The sequence below is a fragment of the Ruegeria sp. SATB045 genome (assembly GCF_059613525.1).
The window spans coordinates 486,187-506,669 of record NZ_JBXWSR010000020.1; the positions used below are offsets into that span (position 1 = coordinate 486,187).

Below are 20,483 nucleotides of genomic sequence, written 5' to 3' on the forward strand. Positions count from 1 at the left end.
TTGACCTTGTCATGTCAATGGGACTATAGCTTTCAGACATGAACGAATGCAGCGCGCCGAATGCGGCCAAACACGCTCAGATCATCGAGGCTGCGGTGGCCGAGTTCCAGGAAAAGGGGTTCGCCGCCGCCAGCATGGACCGTGTTTCCGCCCGCGCCGAAGTGTCCAAGCGGACGCTGTATAAGTATTTCGAAAGCAAGGAAAACCTGTTTCGCTCTATTGTGGTCGAGCTATCAAACCGCTTTGCCGGTGTACTGGATATCCGCTATGAAAAAGGCCGTGATATCCGGGAGCAACTGATCGAACTGGCATGGGCCGAAGGGCGCATCCTGATGTTGCCCGAGGTGATGGCGATGTCGCGTATGGTGATCAGCGAAACTTTGCGCAACCCCGATCTGGCGGCAGCGGCGCAGGGCAAACTGGATAAGACTGCGATATTTGTGTCGATGCTGAAGGACGCGGCAGAAGACGGGCAGTTGCGGATAGACGACCCTCAAAGTGCGGGGCAGGAGTTCATCGGGTTGATCAAGGCCAAGGCATTCTGGCCGATGGTCTTCACTGGCAGCGTCCTGAGTGAGGCCGAAATGACGGCTACGATTGACAGCAGTGTTGAGATGATACTTAGCCGTTATGGCATTTGACCCGCCTTTGCTGTCCGCTTGGATGGCTTTGCCTGTGGCGTTTATGGTCTAAACAGTGCTAGACGCCCCCCTCGTAAGATGTGTTTCGAGGTAAAAGCCAGGAAAATGCCAGAGGTTCAGATCGCACATTCAAACCACGCCACAACTCGGCGGGCGGCGCGGCTCTCGGTTGCGCCGATGATGGATTGGACGGACCGTCATTGCCGGTTTCTGCATCGACTGCTGAGCGGTCAGACTTTGCTCTATACGGAAATGGTAACGGCCCCGGCGTTGGTTCGGGGTGGGGCGTTGCATCTGCTGGACTACAGCCCGCAGGAACACCCTGTGGCGTTGCAACTGGGCGGCTCGGACCCGCAAGAGCTGGCGCAAGCCGCGCGGTTGGGGTCCGAGGTAGGTTATGATGAGATCAACCTGAATTGCGGCTGCCCGTCCGACCGGGTGCAATCTGGCACGTTTGGTGCGGTGCTGATGAAAGATCCCGCGCGTGTAGCCGAATGTGTTGCGGCGGTGCGCGAGGCTGTAGGCGTCGAGGTCACCGTGAAGTGCCGGATCGGAGTAGATGATCAGGATCCTGACCTCGTGCTGCCAGCGTTTCTGGATGCGATCCACACTGCGGGTTGCCAGAGGGTTACAATCCACGCACGTAAAGCGTGGCTTCAAGGGCTGAGTCCAAAGGAAAACCGCGATATCCCTCCGCTGGACTATCACTTGGTGCACTGCATGAAGGCGTTGTTTCCCGACATGCATATCTCGATCAACGGTGGAATAAACTCTTTGCAGGAGGCGCGCACGCATTTGGATGCCGGCCTTGATGGGGTAATGATCGGACGCGCTGCCTATCACCAGCCTGCAGACATCCTGGCAGGGGCAGATCCGTTGATCTTTGAGGCTGGGCAACCTGCGGACCCGTTCGAGGTGGTTCATGAGATGGTGCCTTACATCGAACAACACCTTGCCAGCGGCGGGCGTTTGCATCAGATCACCCGTCATATGCTTGGGCTGTTTGCAGGGCGGCCAGGGGCGCGTGCATGGCGGCGCGTCTTGTCCGAAGGTGCCGTTCACGAGGGGGCAGGCCCAGAGGTTCTGCTGCAGGCGCTGGATCGGGTCGCGCCCGACGCGCAGGTCGAAGTGAGTTAAAAAGCGGCCAACCGGCCGATATGGGGGGGGAATGCCCGAAACGTTTTTGCTGGCCCAGATGCTGGGCCTCTTGCTGGTGATCGGCGCATTGGCCGGAGTTCTGGCGGGCTTGCTAGGGGTTGGCGGTGGCATCGTATTGGTGCCTGCATTTTTCTATGCGTTTCAAACCCTTGGCTATGGCGGCCCGCAATTGATGCAATTGTGTCTGGCGACGTCTCTGGCGACTATCATCGTGACCTCGGTCCGGTCCGTGATGGCCCACAACAAAAAAGGGGCCGTAGACTGGGAAATTTTGCGCGGCTGGGGGCCGGGGATCGCAATTGGGGCAGTGATCGGAGTTACCGTGGCTTCGGCCCTACGCACCGAGGCACTGCAGGCGCTGTTCGGCATTCTGGGGATGGTGATTGGTGCTTATTTAGGTTTCGGAAAATCTGAATGGCGGCTTGGGGACGCGATGCCCAAGGGGCTCCGCCGGGCCGCTTTGTCACCGGGTGTAGGGTTTCTGTCGGTATTGATGGGGATCGGAGGCGGCAGCTTTGGTGTGCCCTTGATGAGCCTGTTCAACACGCCCATTCACCGGGCCGTTGCGACGGCAGCTGGCTTTGGGGTGATCATCGCGGTTCCGTCCGTCATCGGGTTTCTGTTTTTGAATATCGCGCCTGAACACCGCCCGCCAATGACCGTTGGCGCGGTGAATTTGGTGGCAATTGCGATTGTTGTGGCGATGACGATGATCACCGCCCCTTGGGGGGTTAAGCTGGCCCACTCGATGGACCCCAAACCGCTCAAACGTGTTTTTGCCGTTTTCCTGACGCTGGTGGCCCTTAATATGCTGCGCAAAGCGATGGGCCTTTGACGACGTTTTGGCAGAAAGGCTGGGTAAAGTTTCCCTATGACCCCGCCGTCGCTGAATGGGTAGCACACGTTCTGCCAGCTGCTCGGGCTGCAGTCGTTGATCCGGCCCATGCCGAGTGGATAGACTGCGAAGGCACGTGGTTCATCGGTGTGGATGCGCTGGACAACGATGCAGAGGGCAGGGTGGGGCGATCAGGGCCGCTGCAGGGCCAGGCGCTGGAATTCGTGACCGAGCATTATGGAACTCTGCCGTTGCACAAGGGGCAGGTGTCTGTGATGTATCCCGGCTACCCCAAGCCACGCCGCGGCGAAAGCGAGGCAGCCGGGCGTTACCGACGCAACCGTGATGCAGCGCATGTGGATGGGTTGCGCCCTATGGGTCCTGACCGTCGCCGCAGAGTGGACGAGCCGCACGCCTGGATACTTGGCCTTCCGCTGACCGAAGTGAGCGCTGATGCTTCGCCGATGGTTTTATGGGAAGGCAGCCATAAGGTCTTGCGGGCAGCTTTCGAAAAGGCTCTGCATGGTAGACCGCGTGATACGTTGCACGAGGTGGATGTTACAGACATCTATCAGTCTGCCCGACGCGAAGTGTTCGAGACCTGCACTCGCCTGGAATTGCCCGCCAGTCCTGGTGAGACGTATCTTTTGCACCGTCACTGCCTGCATGGGGTGGCCCCTTGGTCGGACACTGCTTCGGCTGGGCCAGATGGTCGGATGATCGCCTATTTCCGCCCGGAATTCCAAGGCGGTGTGGCCGAGTGGATCGAATCCCCGTAACCTACAGCCATGTATTGGTTAGGAGGTATGGGGTCATGATTACGGTCCACACACTCGCCGACGGAGCACAGATCGAGGTCGAGCTGTCCGGCGAAGTCACCAGCGCGGATTACAGCGATACTTTAATTCCCGCCATCGAGGCCGCGCTGATCGAACATGAAACCGTTCGATTAATGGCAATCGTTCAGCCAGAATTCAAAGGGTACGACCTGGGTGCTGCTTGGGCGGACACCAAGTTGGGCCTAAGCCATTGGCGCGGGTTCGACCGGATTGCCGTGGTGGCCGATCAGAGTTGGGTTCAGACCAGCGTGCGATTGGCGGCTCCGATTTTGCCTTGTCCGGTCCAGGTTTTTGAACTGTCCGAGGTCGAAACAGCGCGTCGTTGGATCCGCGAATCCCTCGGGTCGATCCATGTGACCGATCTTGGTGGGCCATGCGTTCAGATCAGCCTGTTGGGCAAGGTTGACCCCGAAGAGTATCAAAAGGCCGAGGCGCATCTGGACCAGATGCTTGCAGGGAAAACCGGTTTTCGCCTGCTGATCGACCTGCGGGAGTTTGACGGATGGCAGGGATTGTCTGCTCTGGCTGCGCATTTCCGACTGGCACGCGGTCATATCGGGTTGCTGGATCGTGCGGCGATCGTTGGCGACAAGGCCTGGCAGCATATGGCGCAACGCGTGGCCGGTCATGTGCTGGGCACCCGAACCCAATATTTCCCGTCGGAAGATATTGAACACGCGAAAACTTGGCTGGCTGCAGGATAACCGGCACCATCAAGTTGGATCGCCCTTAGGTTGACGTAAGGTAAGTGCACTCGCCTCTGATTATTTCTTGATCAGTCAGTCAAAAAAGAAATAGGGTTCAAGGGTTTTCCGGTCTTACCACGTCTGGAAAACACCAATGCTGAAGCGCGCCGTTGTGGGTTGCCACTCACTCACCACTTGTCTTCGAACTTGACCCCCTCGGAGTTCAGACCAACCTGCAACGGCGCAGGCTCAGCCTGTGGCTCAGGATTTGTTCAGGCGGGCCGAACGACCGCCACGCCGTTTCGCAAGCTGCGGCTTTCGGGCGGGCAGGGCTTCCATGATCTCGGCGCGTTCGGAACTGTCCATCTTGGACCAACGTGTGATTTCGTCGATGGTCCGATAGCAACCAGTGCAGATCCGCTCGGTCGGGTGAACGACACAAATCTGGACGCAGGGGCTTTCGACCTCGTTCCGTTTCCAGACCATGTTTGTCATTGGTGTCATCCGATCCTTAGAGAAAGCGCAATCTGTCCAGCGCTCCTTGCAGAATATAGCCTGCTGCAACGTGGTCGATAACCTGTCCGCGACGTTTTCGTGTCGTATCCGCCTCGAGCAGTGCCTTTTCTGCCGCAACCGTGCTGAGGCGCTCGTCCCAGAACCCGATGGGAATTTCGGTCAAACGCATCATGTTGCGGGCAAACGCGCGCGTGGATTGGCACCTCGGACCTTCTGATCCGTCCATGTTTTTCGGCAGGCCAAGAATGACCCCTCCGATCTCGCGCTCGGCGATCAATTCCAGCAGGCGCGCAGAGTCCAGAGTGAACTTTTTGCGCCGAACGGTTTCCAAAGGGCTGGCCACACCGCGCATCCGGTCCGAGACGGCCACACCGATGGTTTTTTCGCCCAAATCCAATCCCATCAATGCGGTCATCGGTGTGAGCGAAGCGGCGAAATCCTCGAACGCGTCATGGATCATTGCGCGATCCCGGCCTGCAATGCGGCGGCGTCAATGATCTCCAACGCCTCGGCATCCCCGGCAAAGACCGCGTTTGCCTCTTGCATGATGTCGATCGCGCGCTGACCTTCACCCAAAACGCCCAGTGCACTGATCAGCCGCGCCCAGTCCTCGGGTGGTCCGCCTTCGGTCGCCAGTCGATCCGAAAGCTGGTTGACCATGCCCATGATCATCTGTTGGCGTTCTTCAGGTGTCAGGTCTGCGGCGGCTTCCACGTCTTCCTGAGACGGTCCGGACGGGGCCGGGATGTTTGGTGGGTTGAAGACACCGGCGCGGAACGCCAACTCCTCCAACTGGGCGCGCATGGCCTGTGCCCAGGGCGAGTCTGCGGGCGATGTGCGCAGCGCCTCGACCCAGATGCGATATCCGATGTCAGGACGGCCAACCTGTGTCATCATCCGTCCAAGATAGTATTGCGCGGGGCCGTTTCGGGGATCACGTTGCAAGGACTGCCGAAGTGCGTCTTCGGCTTCGGGTGATATATATCCGTTAGCGGCCAGGATCATCATTTCGGCCAGATGTGCGTAAGCATCTGCAGGAACCGCTCCACCCGAGAGTTCAATCACCCGCTGCTGCGCTTTGTATGCGGCTGCAAAATTGCCAGCATTCGCCTCGTGCTGGGCAAGCAGTACGTGCCCTTGCAAATCGTCGGGACGTTCGGCAACCGTATTGCGCAGCTGTTGCAACAGGTTGGCGTATCCTTCGTCCAGTTGCTCGGGCAAGTCAGGTAGAACTTCGGCTTCGGCTTCGGCTTGGCTGGGGCGTTCGGCCCGCATTGTTTCGGCCAACTCCTTACGTAGCGACAAGGGCTGGTCCGGCAATCCGGCGGCGCCCATTTGGCGGTACATCCAAAAACCGCCGCCGATCAGGACAGCGGCAACCACGACAATAGCCACCGTATTGGCCCAGACTGGAGGGCCATCCTGTGTACCCTGCGCTTGCATCTGCGCGTCGGCAGACAGAATCCGGCGCGAGATTTCGGTCCGCACCCGTTCCGCATCGGCCTCACTGATCACACCACGTGCAAGATCACGGTCCACACCAGCCAACTGCTCGCGATAAACGCGAAGGTCAAATGCGGCTGCGGGTTCGCGGTCTTTGCGTCCCTTCAGCATGGAATATCCAAGGAACACTGCGATCAGCAGTGCGGTCAGGATCAAGAGGGCCCAGAAAGTCATGTTAGCTCCTAAATGGCTGCCTTGACTTAGACCCGCGAGCAGTCGGAAAAAAGGGGCAAATGGCCGCGAGACGACTTCATGTCGCAATATTGAGGGCTATGTCGCAATAGTGCGCTATTACGGCGTTGGATGGCAGGGGTATACTGTCGTTACACGGCATATCTGCGCACAATCACCGAACCGGATGGATTCGCTTATGAAACACTATTCAGCCTTTGCTGTGGCGCGCGAAGCGCTGCGCTATCACACAGGATGGGAGCGCGCTTGGCGCTCGCCCGAGCCAAACAAGAAATATGACGTGATCATCGTCGGTGCTGGCGGCCATGGACTGGCCACGGCGTATTACCTTGGAAAGAACTACGGTATCCAGAATGTCGCGGTGATCGAAAAGGGTTGGCTGGGCGGTGGCAATACCGGCCGGAACACGACCATCATCCGGTCGAACTATTTGCAGGATCCGTCGGCGGCATTGTATGAAAAGGCGCGCAGCCTGTACGAAGATCTGAGCCAGGACCTGAACTATAACGTGATGTTCAGTCCGCGTGGGGTGATCATGCTGGCGCAAACCCAGCACGAGATCCGTGGCTATCAGCGCACGGCCCATGCCAACGCGCTGCAAGGCGTGAAGACCGAATGGATCACACCCGAGCGCGTCAAAGAGCTGGTGCCGATCATCAATCTGGACGGGCCGCGCTATCCGGTATTAGGCGGTCTTTGGCAGGAACGCGGTGGCACCGCGCGTCACGATGCGGTGGCCTGGGGTTATGCCCGTGCGTGTTCGGCTATGGGGATGGACATCATCCAGCAATGCGAAGTCACTGGCGTACGTCAGGACAATGGCCGCGTTGTCGGCGTCGACACCACCAAAGGTGCGATTGACTGTGAAAAACTAGGCATCGTGGTCGCGGGCCATTCCGGTCAACTGGCTGAGATGGCGGGCTTCCGTCTGCCGCTTGAGGCCGTAGCGCTGCAGGCGCTGGTGTCCGAGCCTATCAAACCCTGCATGGACGTGGTCGTAATGGCCAACACCGTGCATGGCTATATGTCGCAATCCGACAAGGGCGAGATGGTCATCGGTGGCGGCACCGACGCTTATAACAACTTCACCCAGCGCGGTTCGTTCCATCATATTGAGGAAACTGTGCGGGCGCTGGTCGAGACATTCCCGATGATTTCGCGCCTGAAGATGCTGCGCCAGTGGGGCGGGATCGTGGACATGACCGGCGACCGCTCGCCTATCCTTTCGAAAACGCCGCTGCAGGGCTGTTTCATCAACGCAGGTTGGGGCACGGGTGGCTTCAAGGCCATTCCGGGTTCGGGCTGGGGGATGGCGCAACTGATGGCCACGGGCCATTCGCCGCTGACCGAAGCGTTTACGCTGGACCGTTTTAAGGAAGGCCGTTTCATCGACGAAAGCGTCGCCGCCGGGGTGGCACACTAAGGGCTCTGCCCGAAGTGACCACAACACAGAATTCTGGTCGGCCCGAGTGTCGACCGACCGAGAAAAGGATGACCATATGCTGATCCTGAACTGCCCCTATTGCGGCGTCGATGCCGAAGAAACTGAACTGGCCGCTGGCGGCGAAGCGCATCTGAAACGCTTTGGTCCGGGCTCGTCGGATGACGAGTTCCACGACTATCTGTTCATGCGTGAAAACCCCAAAGGCGTTCATTTCGAGCGCTGGCGTCATGCCAATGGCTGCGGCAAGTGGTTCCACGCTGCACGCTGCACACAGACGCTCGAAGTGTTCGGTACCTATTCGGCCCAGACCTCCGAGCCGCCCAAAGAAATCCGCGAAGCGATCACCGCCAAGCGCCCCGGCTGGACCTGGAGAGAGTTCGAATGATCCGCCCAGCCACCCGTAATTCCGCCTGCGAAAGGTCCGCAACATGAGCACCCGTCTCGCAAACCAAGGCCGGCTGATCGACCGGTCGAAACAGGTCACATTCACCTTTAACGGCACCTCGATGCAGGGCTACGAGGGCGACACGCTTGCCTCGGCCCTGCTGGCCAATGATCAGATGATGATGGGCCGGTCGTTCAAATATCACCGTCCGCGCGGCGTTGTCGCCAGCGGCGCGGAAGAGCCGAACGCTCTGGTCGGCCTGGGACAGGGCAACCGGTTCGAGCCGAACCAGCGCGCCACCACGACCGAGCTGTTCAATGGCTTGACCTCGATCTCGCAGAACCACTGGCCGAATCTCGAGTTCGACATTGGTGCCGTGAACACGGCGCTGGCGCGGTTCCTGCCGGCTGGCTTCTACTACAAGACGTTCATCCATCCGAAACCGTTCTGGAAACACGTCTACGAGCCGTTCATCCGTCAGTCCGCTGGTCTGGGCAAAGCGCCCGACAAGGATAACCGCGATGCGGACACCTATGAGCACTTCTATCACTTCACCGATGTTCTGGTGATCGGCGGCGGTGTGGCAGGTCTGCAGGCTGCGAAAGTGGCAGCCGCGTCCGGTGCCAAAGTCATGCTGATCGAGCAGACCGCGCATTGGGGCGGGCGTGCTCCGGTTGATGGCGGCACGATCAATGACGAGCCTGTGGATAAGTTCGTGGAACAATTGGTTTCCGAACTCGAAACAATGGACAACGTCATGATGCGCAATCGTTGCATGGGGGCCGGGGTTTATGACCACGGTTACGTGCTGGGATATGAGCGCCTGACCGATCACAAACCGGGCACCCAAGGCCCACGTCACCGGCTGTGGCGCATCCGCGCGAAACAGGTGGTAACCGCCACCGGCGCGATCGAGCGTCCGTTGTCCTTTGCGGGCAACGATGTACCGGGCGTGATGCTGGCCTCGGCCATGCGCGACTATGTGGTGAACTGGGGCGTGACCCCCGGTGAGCGTGTGATTGTGGCCACCAATAACGACGACGCCTATCGCACCGCGATCACCCTCAAGAAAGCCGGTGTGGATGTGCTGCGCGTGGTCGATGCACGCGACACGGCTGGTCCGCTGGCGAATGAGGCGCGCGAACTTGGTATCCGCGTTGACCCCGGCAAAGCGATTGCCAAGGTCAAAGGCGGCAAGCGCGTCAAAAAGGTCGAGCTGTGCAATCAAGAAGGCATCGGTGGCGCGCGTGAAGAGGTCGAATGCGACGCGGTCGCCATGTCGGGCGGCTGGTCTCCGGTCGTTCACATGTGGTCGCATTGCGGCGGCAAGTTGATCTGGGACGAGGCGCAGGCGCATTTCCGTCCTGACCCGTCGCGACCTCCGCTTGGTGCTGATGGCGAAGGGTTCGTGCTGGCCGCGGGCTCGTCGAATGGTCCGCTGGCGCTGGGCGATGTTCTGACCGACGCGGATGCGGCGGGTAAAGCAGCGGCCAAGGCGGCCGGGTTCACAGCGAAGCGCACCAAGGCCCCGGTCGGTGAGACCACGGCTGAGGCTCCGATGGCGGCGGTCTGGCTGATGCCGGCGAATGCCGAGATCGGTTTGCGGATGAAATCCTGGCTGGATTTCCAGAACGACGTCAAAGTCTCCGACGTTCAGCTGGCGGCGCGCGAAGGTTACGAAAGCGTCGAACACACCAAGCGTTACACCACGCTGGGCATGGCGACCGACCAAGGTAAGTTGAGTAACATCAATGGTTTAGCTATCCTTTCTGATGCCCTGGATTCAGAGATTCCGAAGGTCGGCACCACCACCTTCCGCCCGCCCTATACGCCCATCTCGCTGGCGTCGATCGGTGGCGAAGCGCGCGGTGAGGTGTTCCAGCCGATCCGCCAAACCCCGATGCACAACTGGCACGACAAGAACGGTGCAGACTGGGAGCCGGTCGGCCATTGGCGTCGGACCTATGCCTATGTCCGTCCCGGTGAGTCCGTGCATGACGCGGTCAATCGCGAGGTGAAGAATACCCGTGAAAACCTCGGCCTGCTGGACGCCTCGACATTGGGTAAGCTGATCGTCAAAGGGCCCGATGCGGGCAAGTTCCTGGACATGATGTACACTAACATGATGTCCACGCTGAAGGTCGGCAAATGCCGCTATGGCCTGATGTGTTCCGAGAACGGCTTCCTGATTGACGACGGTGTTGTCGCGCGGATCGACGAAGATACATGGCTGTGCCACACCACCACCGGCGGTGCCGAGCGTATCCATGGTCACATGGAAGAATGGCTGCAGACGGAGTGGTGGGACTGGAAAGTCTATGTCGCGAACGTCACCGAGCAATACGCGCAGGTTGCTGTTGTTGGCCCCAACGCCCGCAAGGTGCTGGAGAAGCTGAACGCGCAAGCCGGTGGCGGCATGGATGTTTCGAAAGAGGCGCTGCCCTTCATGGAATGGCGTGACGGCAAGATCGGCGCGTTCGACGCGCGGGCCTATCGCATCTCGTTCTCTGGCGAGCTGTCCTATGAGATCGCGGTTCCTGCAAGCCAGGGTCAGGCGTTCTGGGATGCTCTGATCGACGCGGGCAAAGAGTTCGGCGTGATGCCTTACGGCACTGAATGTCTGCACATCCTGCGGGCCGAAAAGGGCTTTATCATGATCGGGGACGAGACAGACGGCACCGTGATCCCGCAAGATCTGGGGCTACACTGGGCGCTGTCGAAAAAGAAAGAGGACTATCTGGGCAAGCGCGCCCACACGCGCAGCCATATGGCCGATCCGGACCGTTGGAAACTGGTCGGACTTGAGACTGTGGATGGTTCTGTCCTTCCCGATGGTGCCTATGCGGTGGGCGAGGGCGTCAATGCCAACGGTCAGCGCAACATGATCGGGCGCGTCACCTCGACCTATTACTCGGCCAATCTGGGCAAGGGCATCGCCATGGGCCTGATCAAGCACGGTCCTGACCGAATGGGCGAGATTGTCGAGTTTCCGGGAACCGACGGCAAAACCTACAAGGCCAAGATCGTCGATCCGATCTTTTACGATAAGGACGGGGAGAAGCAGAATGTCTGAACCCATCAGCGCACTGAACCACGCCAGTTATGACGGCATCGCCAAGGTAGCGGAATGCGGCTTGCAAGGAATGATCACCCTGCGCGGCGATCTGTCCGACAAGGTACTGGCCAAGTCCGTCAAGGACGCTACCGGGCAGAAAGTGCCCGGTCAGCGCGAGGCAAGCGTCAACGGGGATACCGGCGTGTGCTGGATGTCTCCGGACGAATTGCTGGTGCTGGTGCCCTATTCAGAGGTGAACGCCAAACTGGCGCAGATGACCGAAACGCTTAGCGGCACACATGCGCTGGCCGTGAACGTCTCGGATGCCAGGGCGGTGTTCTGCGTTTCGGGATCTTCTGCGCGTGAGGTAATGGGCAAGCTGGCTCCGGTTGATTTGTCGGCAGATGCCTTCCAGCCCGGCCAGATCCGCCGCTCGCGTTTGGCGCAGGTTGCGGGCGCGTTCTGGATGGACGACGCCGAGACCTTCCGCGTGGTTTGCTTCCGATCAGTCGCAGACTACGCGTTCAAACTGCTTAAGGTTGCGGCGCAACCGGGCAGTGAGGTTGGTGTTTACTAAGCATTTTAAAACGCTAGATTTTTGGGCTGCCGGGGAACCTGGTGGCCCTTTTTGTTGCTGCGACAGCACAGTTGTGATTGATCCGATCAGCTTGGTTCGTGACGTAAGAATGGATTTCCTTCAAGCGACACTCATTGTTAGAGTGTTGGCTGATATTATCACGTATGACGTGTGGAGTGCCGATAGTGTTCAACAGTGCTGCTAGGGTAAACGGAATTAATGATTTCACTAAGAATGATTGCGGTTTGTGCCGCATTGATCGTCTCGCCAGCTGTGGTTTTGGCTGAGACATATAAAGAAACTTTGGGGTGCACATTCGGCAAAGGCCTGGCGAATCGTCCGACACCTGAGAAAGTGGTGTTTCCAGTGGACGAATTCGGGCGTTCCGCTCTGCTGCATGAGGTCGAGATTCCGGGCATCGTAACTGACACAGGGCCGGGCCGAATCCGACGAGATTCTCCGATCAAATTGTCGATCGCGTGGGTCGGTCAGACCTGTTTTTATGCGGCTACGGGAAGAACGTATGCAGGTAATGAATCGCGTATTGATGCAATCGATTTGAGGGATCAGGAGTTCTCGATTTCTTTGGATCGCAGAACGATGAAAGCGATTACAAAGCCTTCCACTGTATCCGCATGAGCGGCGCGCGACGGTTTTGCAAAAGGACGTTGCAAAGGTATTGGAACCCCCAAATCCTGATTTAGGAGACTAGGATTTTGAAACAGTTTTTGTATTCGATCGCGGCTGTGATGTGTACGGCGTCTGCTCAGGCGGGCATCGTGAATTATGAGTGCGAGTTACACAGCTTGGAAGCGCAAGGATGGATTCCTCCGGTTGTCTTGCTGAGTGTCGATGCTGACACTAAGCGCGCGCGGGCATTCGATGGCGCAATCCGCTCTGCCAATGAGCTTGCGCGGATTGATGAAAACACACCAGCAAATGCCAAGTTGAAACTCACGCGAAAAGGCGAATACCGATTGTCATGGCGCCTTACACTGTCCTCAAACTCTACGCGCCAATACCGTGTGTCGTATACTGCGACAGTCGACCCCGAGACGAACAAGTTAAAGATGTCGGCAAGTTTCCCGCAGGCCAATTTGGGAAACCGACCCAGTGGAATTGGGCGCTGCCAGCCGATATCCGCGCCTACCTTGTTTTAGACCTACAAGCGGCTGGGAAAAAGCCTAACCGCTTAAGACAAACGACTGAAAACCGTTCAACGACGTTGGCGCAGTCAGGGCTTGCACCCCGACCTCTTCGCCGTTGGCATTGCGGCAAGATGGGTAAAACGACAACAAATCCGCCAGTTTGGCCATTCGATCCTGACGTTGCGCCTCGGGCAAAAGCGGCGCGTGGGTAGAAAGATAAAGCGCGGGGCGGGTCACTTTCAGAAACGGAATAAGGCTGGGCAGAACCATGTATTCTGCCCCCTCGATATCCATTTTAACGAGTGACACACTGGACAGGTCGGTCGCGGCTTCGAACTGATCCCAGGCAATGGTCAGCGCATCACTGCCATGAGCCGCGTCATGCAAAAGGGAACTGGTGGAATCACCGGGCTCTCCCCTTACCGAGGCCATACGTGCAACGCCGAACCGATCCGACAGGGCTACGCCAAAGGCCGAGACGTTGCGGACGTTGTTCAAATCCATGTTCCAGGCCAGGTACCGGTAAGCGGTGGGGTCAGGCTCAAAGCACCATACATGTCGCGCGCGCCGCGCGCCGTAAAGAACGGTAGGGCCGATCCATGCACCTATATCCAAATAATCACTTTCGGGTTTCAGATGAGCATCCAACACGGCAAAAGTCTCGGGCTCCCACAGGCCAGCAGTGGCCTTGCGCCAGAATTTCGAATGGTAGGGGTCCAGTCGAAACCGTTCTCCATTCAGGCTGCCTGAACAGTATCCGCGGGCGCGGTAAAACATCTTGCGCGCCTGTGTCAGCATCGCGGACCTCCGGGTTTTCTTGTCTCTGCCCTTGACCTATGGCCGTTGCCAAAGCATTTAACCTTTGGAACCGCAACAATCATTTCAACAGGGGGCCGAGATGGCTTTTAAACTTCCTGATCTTCCTTATGCACATGACGCGCTGGCAGCCAAGGGCATGTCCGCGGAAACATTGGAATATCACCACGACCTGCACCACAAGGCCTATGTCGACAACGGCAACAAGCTGATCGCCGGAACCGAATGGGACGGCAAGTCGATGGAAGAGATCATCGTGGGCACCTATGACGCAAATGCTGTCGCCCAGAACGGTATCTTCAACAACATCAGCCAGTTGTGGAACCACAACCAGTTCTGGGAGATGATGGGCCCCGGCGATAACGCCATGCCCGGTGAGCTGGAGAAGGCTCTGGTCGAAAGCTTTGGTTCGGTTGACGAATTCAAATCGCAGTTCAGCGCGGCAGGTGCTGGCCAGTTCGGCTCGGGCTGGGCGTGGCTGGTCAAGAACGCAGACGGCTCGCTGGCTGTCACCAAGACTGAAAACGGCGTGAACCCACTGTGCTTTGGTCAGACAGCGTTGCTGGGTTGCGATGTGTGGGAGCATTCCTACTACATCGACTTCCGCAACAAGCGTCCGGCCTACCTGACCAACTTCCTGGACAATCTGGTCAACTGGGAAAACGTCGCCTCGCGGATGTGATCGGCTGACCGGTAGTACGTTTTTGAGGGCCTGCTTGCGTGAGTGAGCAGGCCTTTTTCTTTTGAAGTTAACGGTTGCTGCAGGAGGTTGAGGAATCGGCAGCATTCTTCATTTCTATGACCACTTTGAGCCCAAAGGAGACGTTTGGATCAAGCACAGCGAATGACTGCATCAATGGTGGTTCACGCGACTTTCCACACTAGGCAAAGACGAAATCATCAGCACTTACACCGACGACTCCTAGAAGTGTAATTTCGTTCAAGTCCAAAGCAGTGCCATCAAGGTCGATGATGGTATTACCGTTTATCTCTTGAATATCCAACGACAAGAACTCTGTCTCGGCAATACCATACCCGGAAATATCCAGCTTATCTTTTCCCACTTCAAAGTCATGGATGGTATCTAACCCACTGTCCGGTTCAAAAACGAAACTGTCGGCTCCTCCTTGGGCCTGTTCAAAGAGAGAACCATCTCCCCAGAGGTCGTCGTTTCCAGTCCCTCCGACAATGATATCGTTCCCTCCGACAGTGTCGCCGTATAGGTTCGGAGCGTCGCCTACGATCAGGTCGTCGTCTGCTCCGCCGTTCAAAACATCGTCGGAGTTCTGGCCGAAGCCAACTGCCCAATCCGTATCTCCGAACAAGTAGTCGTCACCGTCATCGCCCGAGATCGTATCATTCCCATACAGACCGACGACCACGTCGTTACCGTCACCCATTTCGGCGACATCGTCCAAGTCAGTGAGAATAACATCTTCACTGACATCGCTGCCAACAACATGAACCGGAGCCTGTTTTCCCTTGGCGGAATAAAAATCGAAGTGAGGAACATTCTCCTCTTCAGTATAAAGGTGATCTATAAAGCTATCGAAGTTCTTTTTGGACGCAAGCACGCCCAAGTCGACTACAGAGCTTTCGTTATCGTTTTTCGGTGGTTTTCGCGGCATCATACTTCCCTCGAAGATGGAAAGGAATTGCTTCTGCCTGATCTGCCGTCGGTTCACGTTACAGCATCGGTTTGACTACGTCTACCGCCATTGATTTCGGTCGACCCGAGCTTGAGGGTTTCGCGTCCCCGTCAAAGCACAGAATTAGCAAGTGGAATTTTGAGAGCGTGGGCTAAAGGCTTTTCTCGAATGGCACCAATGTCCGCCAACCGGACGTTCATTCGGGTAAGGCGTGCTGCGGTGCGGCCAACGGCAGCTTTGTCTCGCACGGCAGAAATTGAATTGGATGCACTGTGCGGCAAACTTTGTTTGCCGGTTCGCATATTAGCATCTTCATCCGCTTCTGGTTCGCTAGCGTACCAATCGGTAGTTTCCCGCCGATAAATTCGAATTAATCTGAATGAGTATTGTACGGGCTCCGGTCGTCCCTAGCTATATTAGGCGGAGGGAGAGAACCGCCAATCTACTAAAAAAGCTCAAGCAGCGCGCTGAAAAACCGTTGGCGCGCAAAGGGATACCTATGTCCGTTGAACAAGGGATGGTCACATAAAACCACAACAGGAGATCACGATGGTCGCACTTTCACAGGGAACTTGGATTGTCATTGCTGACGGCGAAAAAGCACTGTTCATGGAGAACATTACGGACGCGGAAGACCCGAATTTGATGATTGTTTCCGTTGAAGAGACCGACCGGCCGGCAGGCCGACCATCGGATCGGGCAGGGCGGCGCGCTGATGCTGGTCCGAACCAGAAATCCGCGGTTGAAGAACCCAAGTGGAAAACGCAGGCCAAGTCTCTGTTCGTGCAAGACGTTGCTAACCTGTTGAACCGAAAGGGGTTGAAGGGAGCGTATAAACGGCTTGTCCTGGTCGCCAGCCCTCATGTCCTGGGCCTTTTGCGTCGGCGTCTGCACAGCGAAGTGCTGGGCAAGGTCTTGGCCGAAGTTGACAAGACTTTGACCAACCACCCACTCCATAAGGTCGAGCAGGTTTTGATTAACCGTTTGAAGCCTGCAACTTAGACTAAATTCCGAAAGCAGGCGACACGCTCGCCTGCTTATCTCCTGGGGGCGGCCAACAGTGTCCGCAGATTTGCCATGGCCGTTTCCGGCCCGTCGACCCACGTAATGAAAGCGCCCAGAGAAGCGTCGGCAAAGCCCTGACCAATGACCTGCTGCACTAGATCGTGCAGGGCGTCCCAATACCCTTCCACGTTCATCACCAGAATGGGTTTGTCGTGCAGGCCCAACTGGCGCCATGTCAACGCTTCGAACAGCTCGTCCAGCGATCCAGGGCCGCCGGGAAGGACGACAACCGCATCCGCGTTCATGATCATGACCTTCTTACGCTCGTGCATCGTTTCGGTGATCACAAAACGGGTCAGGTCGGTCTTGCCAACCTCGCGCTGTAACAGGTGAACTGGGATGACGCCGAACGTGTCTCCTCCTGCGTCCTGTGTGGCGCGGGCGACCTCTCCCATCAGCCCCACATCTCCGGCGCCGTAGACCAGACGCCAGCCTTCTTTGGCAAGGTGCCGCCCGAATGTGCGCGCAGCCTGTGCATAGGCCGAATTAACACCATTGCGTGACCCGCAATACACACAGACGGATTTCTGGGTCATTATATAGGCTCTCCGGGGTTGTAACTGCGGTTTTGACCCCTGATAGCGGGATTGATAGATTGGCTCAACCGTCACGCAGAATGTGTGGAAGTCAAAGCATTTGCGCTGCGGAGTGAAAGGAAAAAAATGGACGCCAAGTCGGGAAGCGAAAGCACCGGTCCTGTCACCTGGGGGGTGATCATCGGGATACTGGTTCTGGTCGGGGCCACAGGGGCCTATATGTCCGGGGTGTTTGACCAAGAGCCCGAAGGGTCGGGCGCTCAAACGGATGTGGCAGATCAGCCGGTTCAAGACACCGCAACAGAGCAAAGCGCGGCCGTGTCCGAGGGTGAAGGCAGCAAACCAAGCCCTTCGGAAAACACAGAAGCGGCTGAGACCGAGGCTCCCGCAGAGCCGAAAGTAGAAACGGCCCAAGCAGAAACTGAAGCGGCGCCCGAAGTGTCACCGCCGACTCTTGATCAGATATTCGTTGAACCGGACGGGAACGCGGTTCTGTCCGGCTCGGCTGAGCCAGGTGCTTTGGTGCGCGTCCTGCTGGATGGGGAAACTCTGCACAGCTTTACGGTCGACGGCAGCGGCCAGTTTGCCGTATTCGTCACGATCCCGTTCGCCAACACCGCGCGGGGGCTTGTGTTGGAGACAGACAAAGACGATCAGCCGGTCCGGTCGGATGACTACTTGATCGCTGCCTTACCCGAGCCCAAGGTCGAAATTGCGGCGGCTGAACCCGCTGAAGACGCACCGGCAACGCCCGAAGCGCGGGAATCCTCTTCGGCAGGTGCTGAAACTGCGCAGACTGAGACGTCAGTGCCCGAGGATGATCAGGTCGCGAGCGCCAGTCAGCAGTCCGACGATGAACAGAACGAGACGGGCGCCCCGACACAGGGCGGCGAACAGCTAGACACCGCGCAAGCGGAAACCGCTCCGACCGCGGATGCTGTGCCTGACACTCCGCAAGAGACTGTGCAGGAAGAAACCCAGAATCAACAGGTTGCGATACTGCGTTCGGGTGAAGACGGGGTTGAGCTGGTGCAACCTGCGTCTCCGCAGGACAGCGCATCGGATCAGGTTGCACTGGACACTATCGGGTATTCTGACGCCGGTGATGTCGAGTTGACGGGCCGCGTGCCTGATGGTTCGGTGGTGCGCCTTTACCTGAACAACCGATTGGTTGCGGATTTGCCGCCAACCGATGACGGTAAGTGGCGCAGCGAGCTTGAGGGGGTCGACCCCGGTGTTTACACCTTGCGGGTGGATGAGGTCGGTACGGACGGAACCGTCGTCAGCCGTCTTGAGACGCCCTTCAAACGCGAACCTCTAGAAGTTCTGCGTGCCGCTGATGCCGCCAATGGGTCTGCCGCACCCGATGCGCCGGTCATCCGTTCGGTCACTGTTCAGGAGGGCGACACGTTGTGGGCAATCTCGCGTGATCGCTATGGGGATGGGCTTTTGTTCGTGCGTGTGTTCGAAGCCAACCGCAATGCGATCCGTGATCCTGATCTGATCTATCCAGGGCAGGTCTTCACCATTCCCGAGTAATCCTGTACTTCTGACCCTCTTGGGTCAGGGGCCAATCTCTGACCGCAGTTTTGGTACGTGATGAGACGAGCAGCCCATATGCATTCCGACGACATGCCCCAGGTCGACGAACGCCGTTCCGGCTGGCGAACGATCCGCAAGGTCGCCCCCTATCTATGGCCCGAGGATGAGCCATGGGTGAAACGACGTGTCGTTATCGCAATGAGTATGTTGGTTATCGCCAAGCTGATCGCTGTCTACACGCCGATCCTTTACAAGGGCGCGGTTGACAGCCTTGCCGCCGAGGGGGTGCCTCCGCTCGCACTCGGAGCCGTTGGGCTGACGGTCGCTTACGGTGTTGCGCGGATGATGACGGTGGGGTTCCAGCAGTTGCGCGATGCGGCGTTTGCACCTGTCGGTCAGCGGGCATTGCGGGCCTTGGCGCTTGAGACCTTTCAGCACATACACCAATTGTCGATGCGCTATCACGTGACCCGCCGTACCGGTGGCCTTAGCCGGATCATCGAGCGTGGCGTCAAGGGGGTCGATTTTCTACTGCGATTCCTATTGTTCTCTATCGGGCCTTTGATCCTTGAGCTGCTATTGGTTGCGATCATCCTGATGTGGTTGTTCGACGTGTGGTATCTGGTTGTGGTCGCGGTCACCATCGCGCTGTACATCTGGTTCACTTTTGCGGTGACAGAATGGCGCGTGAAATTGCGCCGTGAGATGAATGATCAGGATACCGAAGCCAACCAACGCGCCATCGACAGTCTGCTGAATTTTGAAACCGTCAAGTATTTCAATGCGGAAGAACGCGAAGCTGAGCGGTATGACGTGTCGATGAAGGCTTACGCTGGGGCCGCGCTCAAAACGGCGTACTCATTGGCTTTCCTGAATTTCGGGCAGTCCTTCCTGATTACCTGTGGGTTGATCGGGGTTATGGTGCTGGCCGCGCTGGGCGTGCAGGCGGGCACATTAACCGTGGGCGATTTCGTGATGGTGAATGCCTACATGATCCAGATTACGGTGCCTTTGAACTTTCTGGGAACGGTCTATCGTGAGATCCGGCAGGCTCTGGTTGATATGGGGCAGATGTTCGATCTGTTAGAGCAGCCGGCCGAGGTAACGGATAAGCCCAATGCGCCTGCGCTGGATGTGACCGGCGGCGAGGTGACGCTACAGGATGTCCGGTTTGGGTATGATCCTGACCGTGAAATCCTGAAGGGCGTGTCGTTGACCGTTCCTGCGGGGCAGACTGTGGCAATCGTGGGGGCAACAGGGTCGGGTAAATCCACAATAGGGCGCCTGCTGTTTCGGTTCTATGATGTGACCGGCGGGGCATTGAAAATCGACGGGCAGGACGTACGGGACGTGTCGCAAACCAGCCTTCATTCGGCCATCGGAGTTGTCCCGCAGGATACCGTATTGTTCAACGATACGATCCGCTACAACATCGCGTACGGCCGCAATGGTGCCACGCAAGAGGATGTCGAAGCCGCCGCAAGAGCGGCGCAAATCCACGACTTTATCGTTACGTTGCCTGAAGGCTATGACACCAAGGTTGGGGAACGTGGGCTGAAACTGTCAGGCGGGGAAAAGCAGCGGGTTGGGATCGCGCGCACGTTGCTCAAGAACCCTCCGATCCTCTTGCTGGACGAAGCGACATCGGCGCTGGATACCGACACCGAGCAAGAGATCAAGGACGCGTTGGCCCAAGCTGGCAAAGGACGCACGGTGCTGACCATTGCCCATCGTCTTAGCACAATCGCCGAGTCCGATCGTATTGTTGTGTTGGAACGTGGCGAGATCATCGAACAAGGCACTCATGACGAATTGCTGCAGCGTGAAGGTCGGTACGCGCAATTGTGGAACCGGCAGCAATCGGACGCGCAAGCAGCGTAATCTTGTGCTAGACTT

At 57.7% G+C, this 20,483-nt stretch carries 20 protein-coding genes; 14 read left to right on the forward strand and 6 right to left on the reverse strand.

Annotated features, from left to right (window positions below; all coding sequences use genetic code 11):
• Positions 1 to 38 precede the first annotated feature (38 nt).
• The 5 genes from AC2FNR_RS09995 (at position 39) to AC2FNR_RS10015 (ending at position 4,177) form a co-directional block, all read left to right on the forward strand.
• Entirely contained in the window at positions 39 to 641 is a 603-nt protein-coding gene (locus tag AC2FNR_RS09995) for a TetR/AcrR family transcriptional regulator (protein ID WP_170752481.1), read from the forward strand.
• 105 nt (positions 642 to 746) lie between these two features.
• Complete coding sequence (gene dusA / locus AC2FNR_RS10000; protein WP_496848949.1) at positions 747 to 1,778, forward strand: tRNA dihydrouridine(20/20a) synthase DusA; 1,032 nt, start codon at positions 747 to 749, stop codon at positions 1,776 to 1,778.
• Between the two features lie 31 nt (positions 1,779 to 1,809).
• Positions 1,810 to 2,634 carry a sulfite exporter TauE/SafE family protein gene (locus AC2FNR_RS10005; protein ID WP_496848950.1) on the forward strand — a complete coding sequence of 275 codons (825 nt, stop codon included), beginning with the start codon at positions 1,810 to 1,812 and terminating at the stop codon, positions 2,632 to 2,634.
• Positions 2,631 to 3,413, forward strand: coding sequence for a hypothetical protein (locus tag AC2FNR_RS10010; RefSeq protein ID WP_496848951.1), 783 nt, complete (start codon positions 2,631 to 2,633; stop codon positions 3,411 to 3,413). The genes AC2FNR_RS10005 and AC2FNR_RS10010 overlap by 4 nt, the downstream gene beginning before the upstream one ends.
• A 35-nt stretch (positions 3,414 to 3,448) precedes the next feature.
• Positions 3,449 to 4,177 carry a SpoIIAA family protein gene (locus AC2FNR_RS10015; protein WP_170752487.1) on the forward strand — a complete coding sequence of 243 codons (729 nt, stop codon included), beginning with the start codon at positions 3,449 to 3,451 and terminating at the stop codon, positions 4,175 to 4,177.
• 243 nt (positions 4,178 to 4,420) lie between these two features.
• Here the strand turns inward: AC2FNR_RS10015 and AC2FNR_RS10020 are convergent, their stop codons facing one another.
• The 3 genes from AC2FNR_RS10020 to ccmI are packed head-to-tail and all read right to left on the reverse strand — an operon-like array spanning position 4,421 to position 6,352.
• Positions 4,421 to 4,654, reverse strand: coding sequence for a DUF1289 domain-containing protein (locus AC2FNR_RS10020; protein ID WP_170354584.1), 234 nt, complete (start codon positions 4,652 to 4,654; stop codon positions 4,421 to 4,423).
• A 16-nt stretch (positions 4,655 to 4,670) separates the two neighbouring features.
• Positions 4,671 to 5,135 carry a Holliday junction resolvase RuvX gene (gene ruvX / locus AC2FNR_RS10025; RefSeq protein ID WP_170354583.1) on the reverse strand — a complete coding sequence of 155 codons (465 nt, stop codon included), beginning with the start codon at positions 5,133 to 5,135 and terminating at the stop codon, positions 4,671 to 4,673.
• Positions 5,132 to 6,352 (reverse strand): c-type cytochrome biogenesis protein CcmI, encoded by a 1,221-nt coding sequence (gene ccmI, locus AC2FNR_RS10030; protein WP_496848952.1) that lies wholly within the window; start codon positions 6,350 to 6,352, stop codon positions 5,132 to 5,134. Before ccmI ends, ruvX begins: the two co-directional genes overlap by 4 nt.
• Before the next feature lie 196 nt (positions 6,353 to 6,548).
• Between ccmI and AC2FNR_RS10035 the strand changes: the two genes are divergently transcribed.
• The 5 genes from AC2FNR_RS10035 to AC2FNR_RS10055 all read left to right on the forward strand — a co-directional run bounded on the left by AC2FNR_RS10035 (position 6,549) and on the right by AC2FNR_RS10055 (position 12,470).
• On the forward strand, positions 6,549 to 7,793 hold the full coding sequence (locus AC2FNR_RS10035) for a sarcosine oxidase subunit beta family protein (RefSeq protein WP_496848953.1): 1,245 nt from the start codon (positions 6,549 to 6,551) through the stop codon (positions 7,791 to 7,793).
• A 76-nt stretch (positions 7,794 to 7,869) separates the two neighbouring features.
• The gene (locus tag AC2FNR_RS10040) at positions 7,870 to 8,199 is read left to right on the forward strand and encodes a sarcosine oxidase subunit delta (protein ID WP_496848954.1); all 330 of its coding nucleotides are present in this window, start codon (positions 7,870 to 7,872) and stop codon (positions 8,197 to 8,199) included.
• A 43-nt stretch (positions 8,200 to 8,242) separates the two neighbouring features.
• Positions 8,243 to 11,272 (forward strand): sarcosine oxidase subunit alpha family protein, encoded by a 3,030-nt coding sequence (locus AC2FNR_RS10045; RefSeq protein ID WP_496848955.1) that lies wholly within the window; start codon positions 8,243 to 8,245, stop codon positions 11,270 to 11,272.
• On the forward strand, positions 11,265 to 11,831 hold the full coding sequence (locus AC2FNR_RS10050) for a sarcosine oxidase subunit gamma (RefSeq protein ID WP_480865853.1): 567 nt from the start codon (positions 11,265 to 11,267) through the stop codon (positions 11,829 to 11,831). The genes AC2FNR_RS10045 and AC2FNR_RS10050 overlap by 8 nt, the downstream gene beginning before the upstream one ends.
• Positions 11,832 to 12,050: 219 nt before the next feature.
• Positions 12,051 to 12,470 carry a hypothetical protein gene (locus AC2FNR_RS10055; RefSeq protein WP_496848956.1) on the forward strand — a complete coding sequence of 140 codons (420 nt, stop codon included), beginning with the start codon at positions 12,051 to 12,053 and terminating at the stop codon, positions 12,468 to 12,470.
• A 545-nt stretch (positions 12,471 to 13,015) separates the two neighbouring features.
• Here the strand turns inward: AC2FNR_RS10055 and AC2FNR_RS10060 are convergent.
• The gene (locus AC2FNR_RS10060; protein WP_496848957.1) at positions 13,016 to 13,777 is read right to left on the reverse strand and encodes an FkbM family methyltransferase; all 762 of its coding nucleotides are present in this window, start codon (positions 13,775 to 13,777) and stop codon (positions 13,016 to 13,018) included.
• Positions 13,778 to 13,877: 100 nt separating this feature from the next.
• On the opposite strand from AC2FNR_RS10060, the gene AC2FNR_RS10065 reads away from it, so the two are divergent.
• Positions 13,878 to 14,477, forward strand: coding sequence for a superoxide dismutase (locus AC2FNR_RS10065; RefSeq protein WP_496848958.1), 600 nt, complete (start codon positions 13,878 to 13,880; stop codon positions 14,475 to 14,477).
• A gap of 199 nt (positions 14,478 to 14,676) precedes the next feature.
• Here AC2FNR_RS10065 and AC2FNR_RS10070 read toward each other — a convergent pair whose 3' ends face one another.
• Positions 14,677 to 15,426, reverse strand: a complete 750-nt coding sequence (locus AC2FNR_RS10070) for a calcium-binding protein (RefSeq protein WP_496848959.1) — start codon at positions 15,424 to 15,426, stop codon at positions 14,677 to 14,679.
• Between the two features lie 567 nt (positions 15,427 to 15,993).
• Here AC2FNR_RS10070 and AC2FNR_RS10075 point away from each other — a divergent pair.
• Positions 15,994 to 16,446, forward strand: coding sequence for a host attachment family protein (locus AC2FNR_RS10075; RefSeq protein ID WP_496848960.1), 453 nt, complete (start codon positions 15,994 to 15,996; stop codon positions 16,444 to 16,446).
• 35 nt (positions 16,447 to 16,481) lie between these two features.
• Here AC2FNR_RS10075 and AC2FNR_RS10080 read toward each other — a convergent pair whose 3' ends face one another.
• A complete protein-coding gene (locus AC2FNR_RS10080; protein WP_496848961.1) occupies positions 16,482 to 17,045 on the reverse strand; it encodes an LOG family protein in 564 nt (187 codons plus the stop codon).
• A gap of 126 nt (positions 17,046 to 17,171) precedes the next feature.
• Here AC2FNR_RS10080 and AC2FNR_RS10085 point away from each other — a divergent pair, with 126 nt between their 5' ends.
• Positions 17,172 to 18,584 (forward strand): Ig-like domain-containing protein, encoded by a 1,413-nt coding sequence (locus AC2FNR_RS10085; RefSeq protein ID WP_496848962.1) that lies wholly within the window; start codon positions 17,172 to 17,174, stop codon positions 18,582 to 18,584.
• A gap of 78 nt (positions 18,585 to 18,662) precedes the next feature.
• Entirely contained in the window at positions 18,663 to 20,468 is a 1,806-nt protein-coding gene (locus tag AC2FNR_RS10090) for an ABCB family ABC transporter ATP-binding protein/permease (protein ID WP_480866644.1), read from the forward strand.
• Positions 20,469 to 20,483 lie beyond the last annotated feature (15 nt).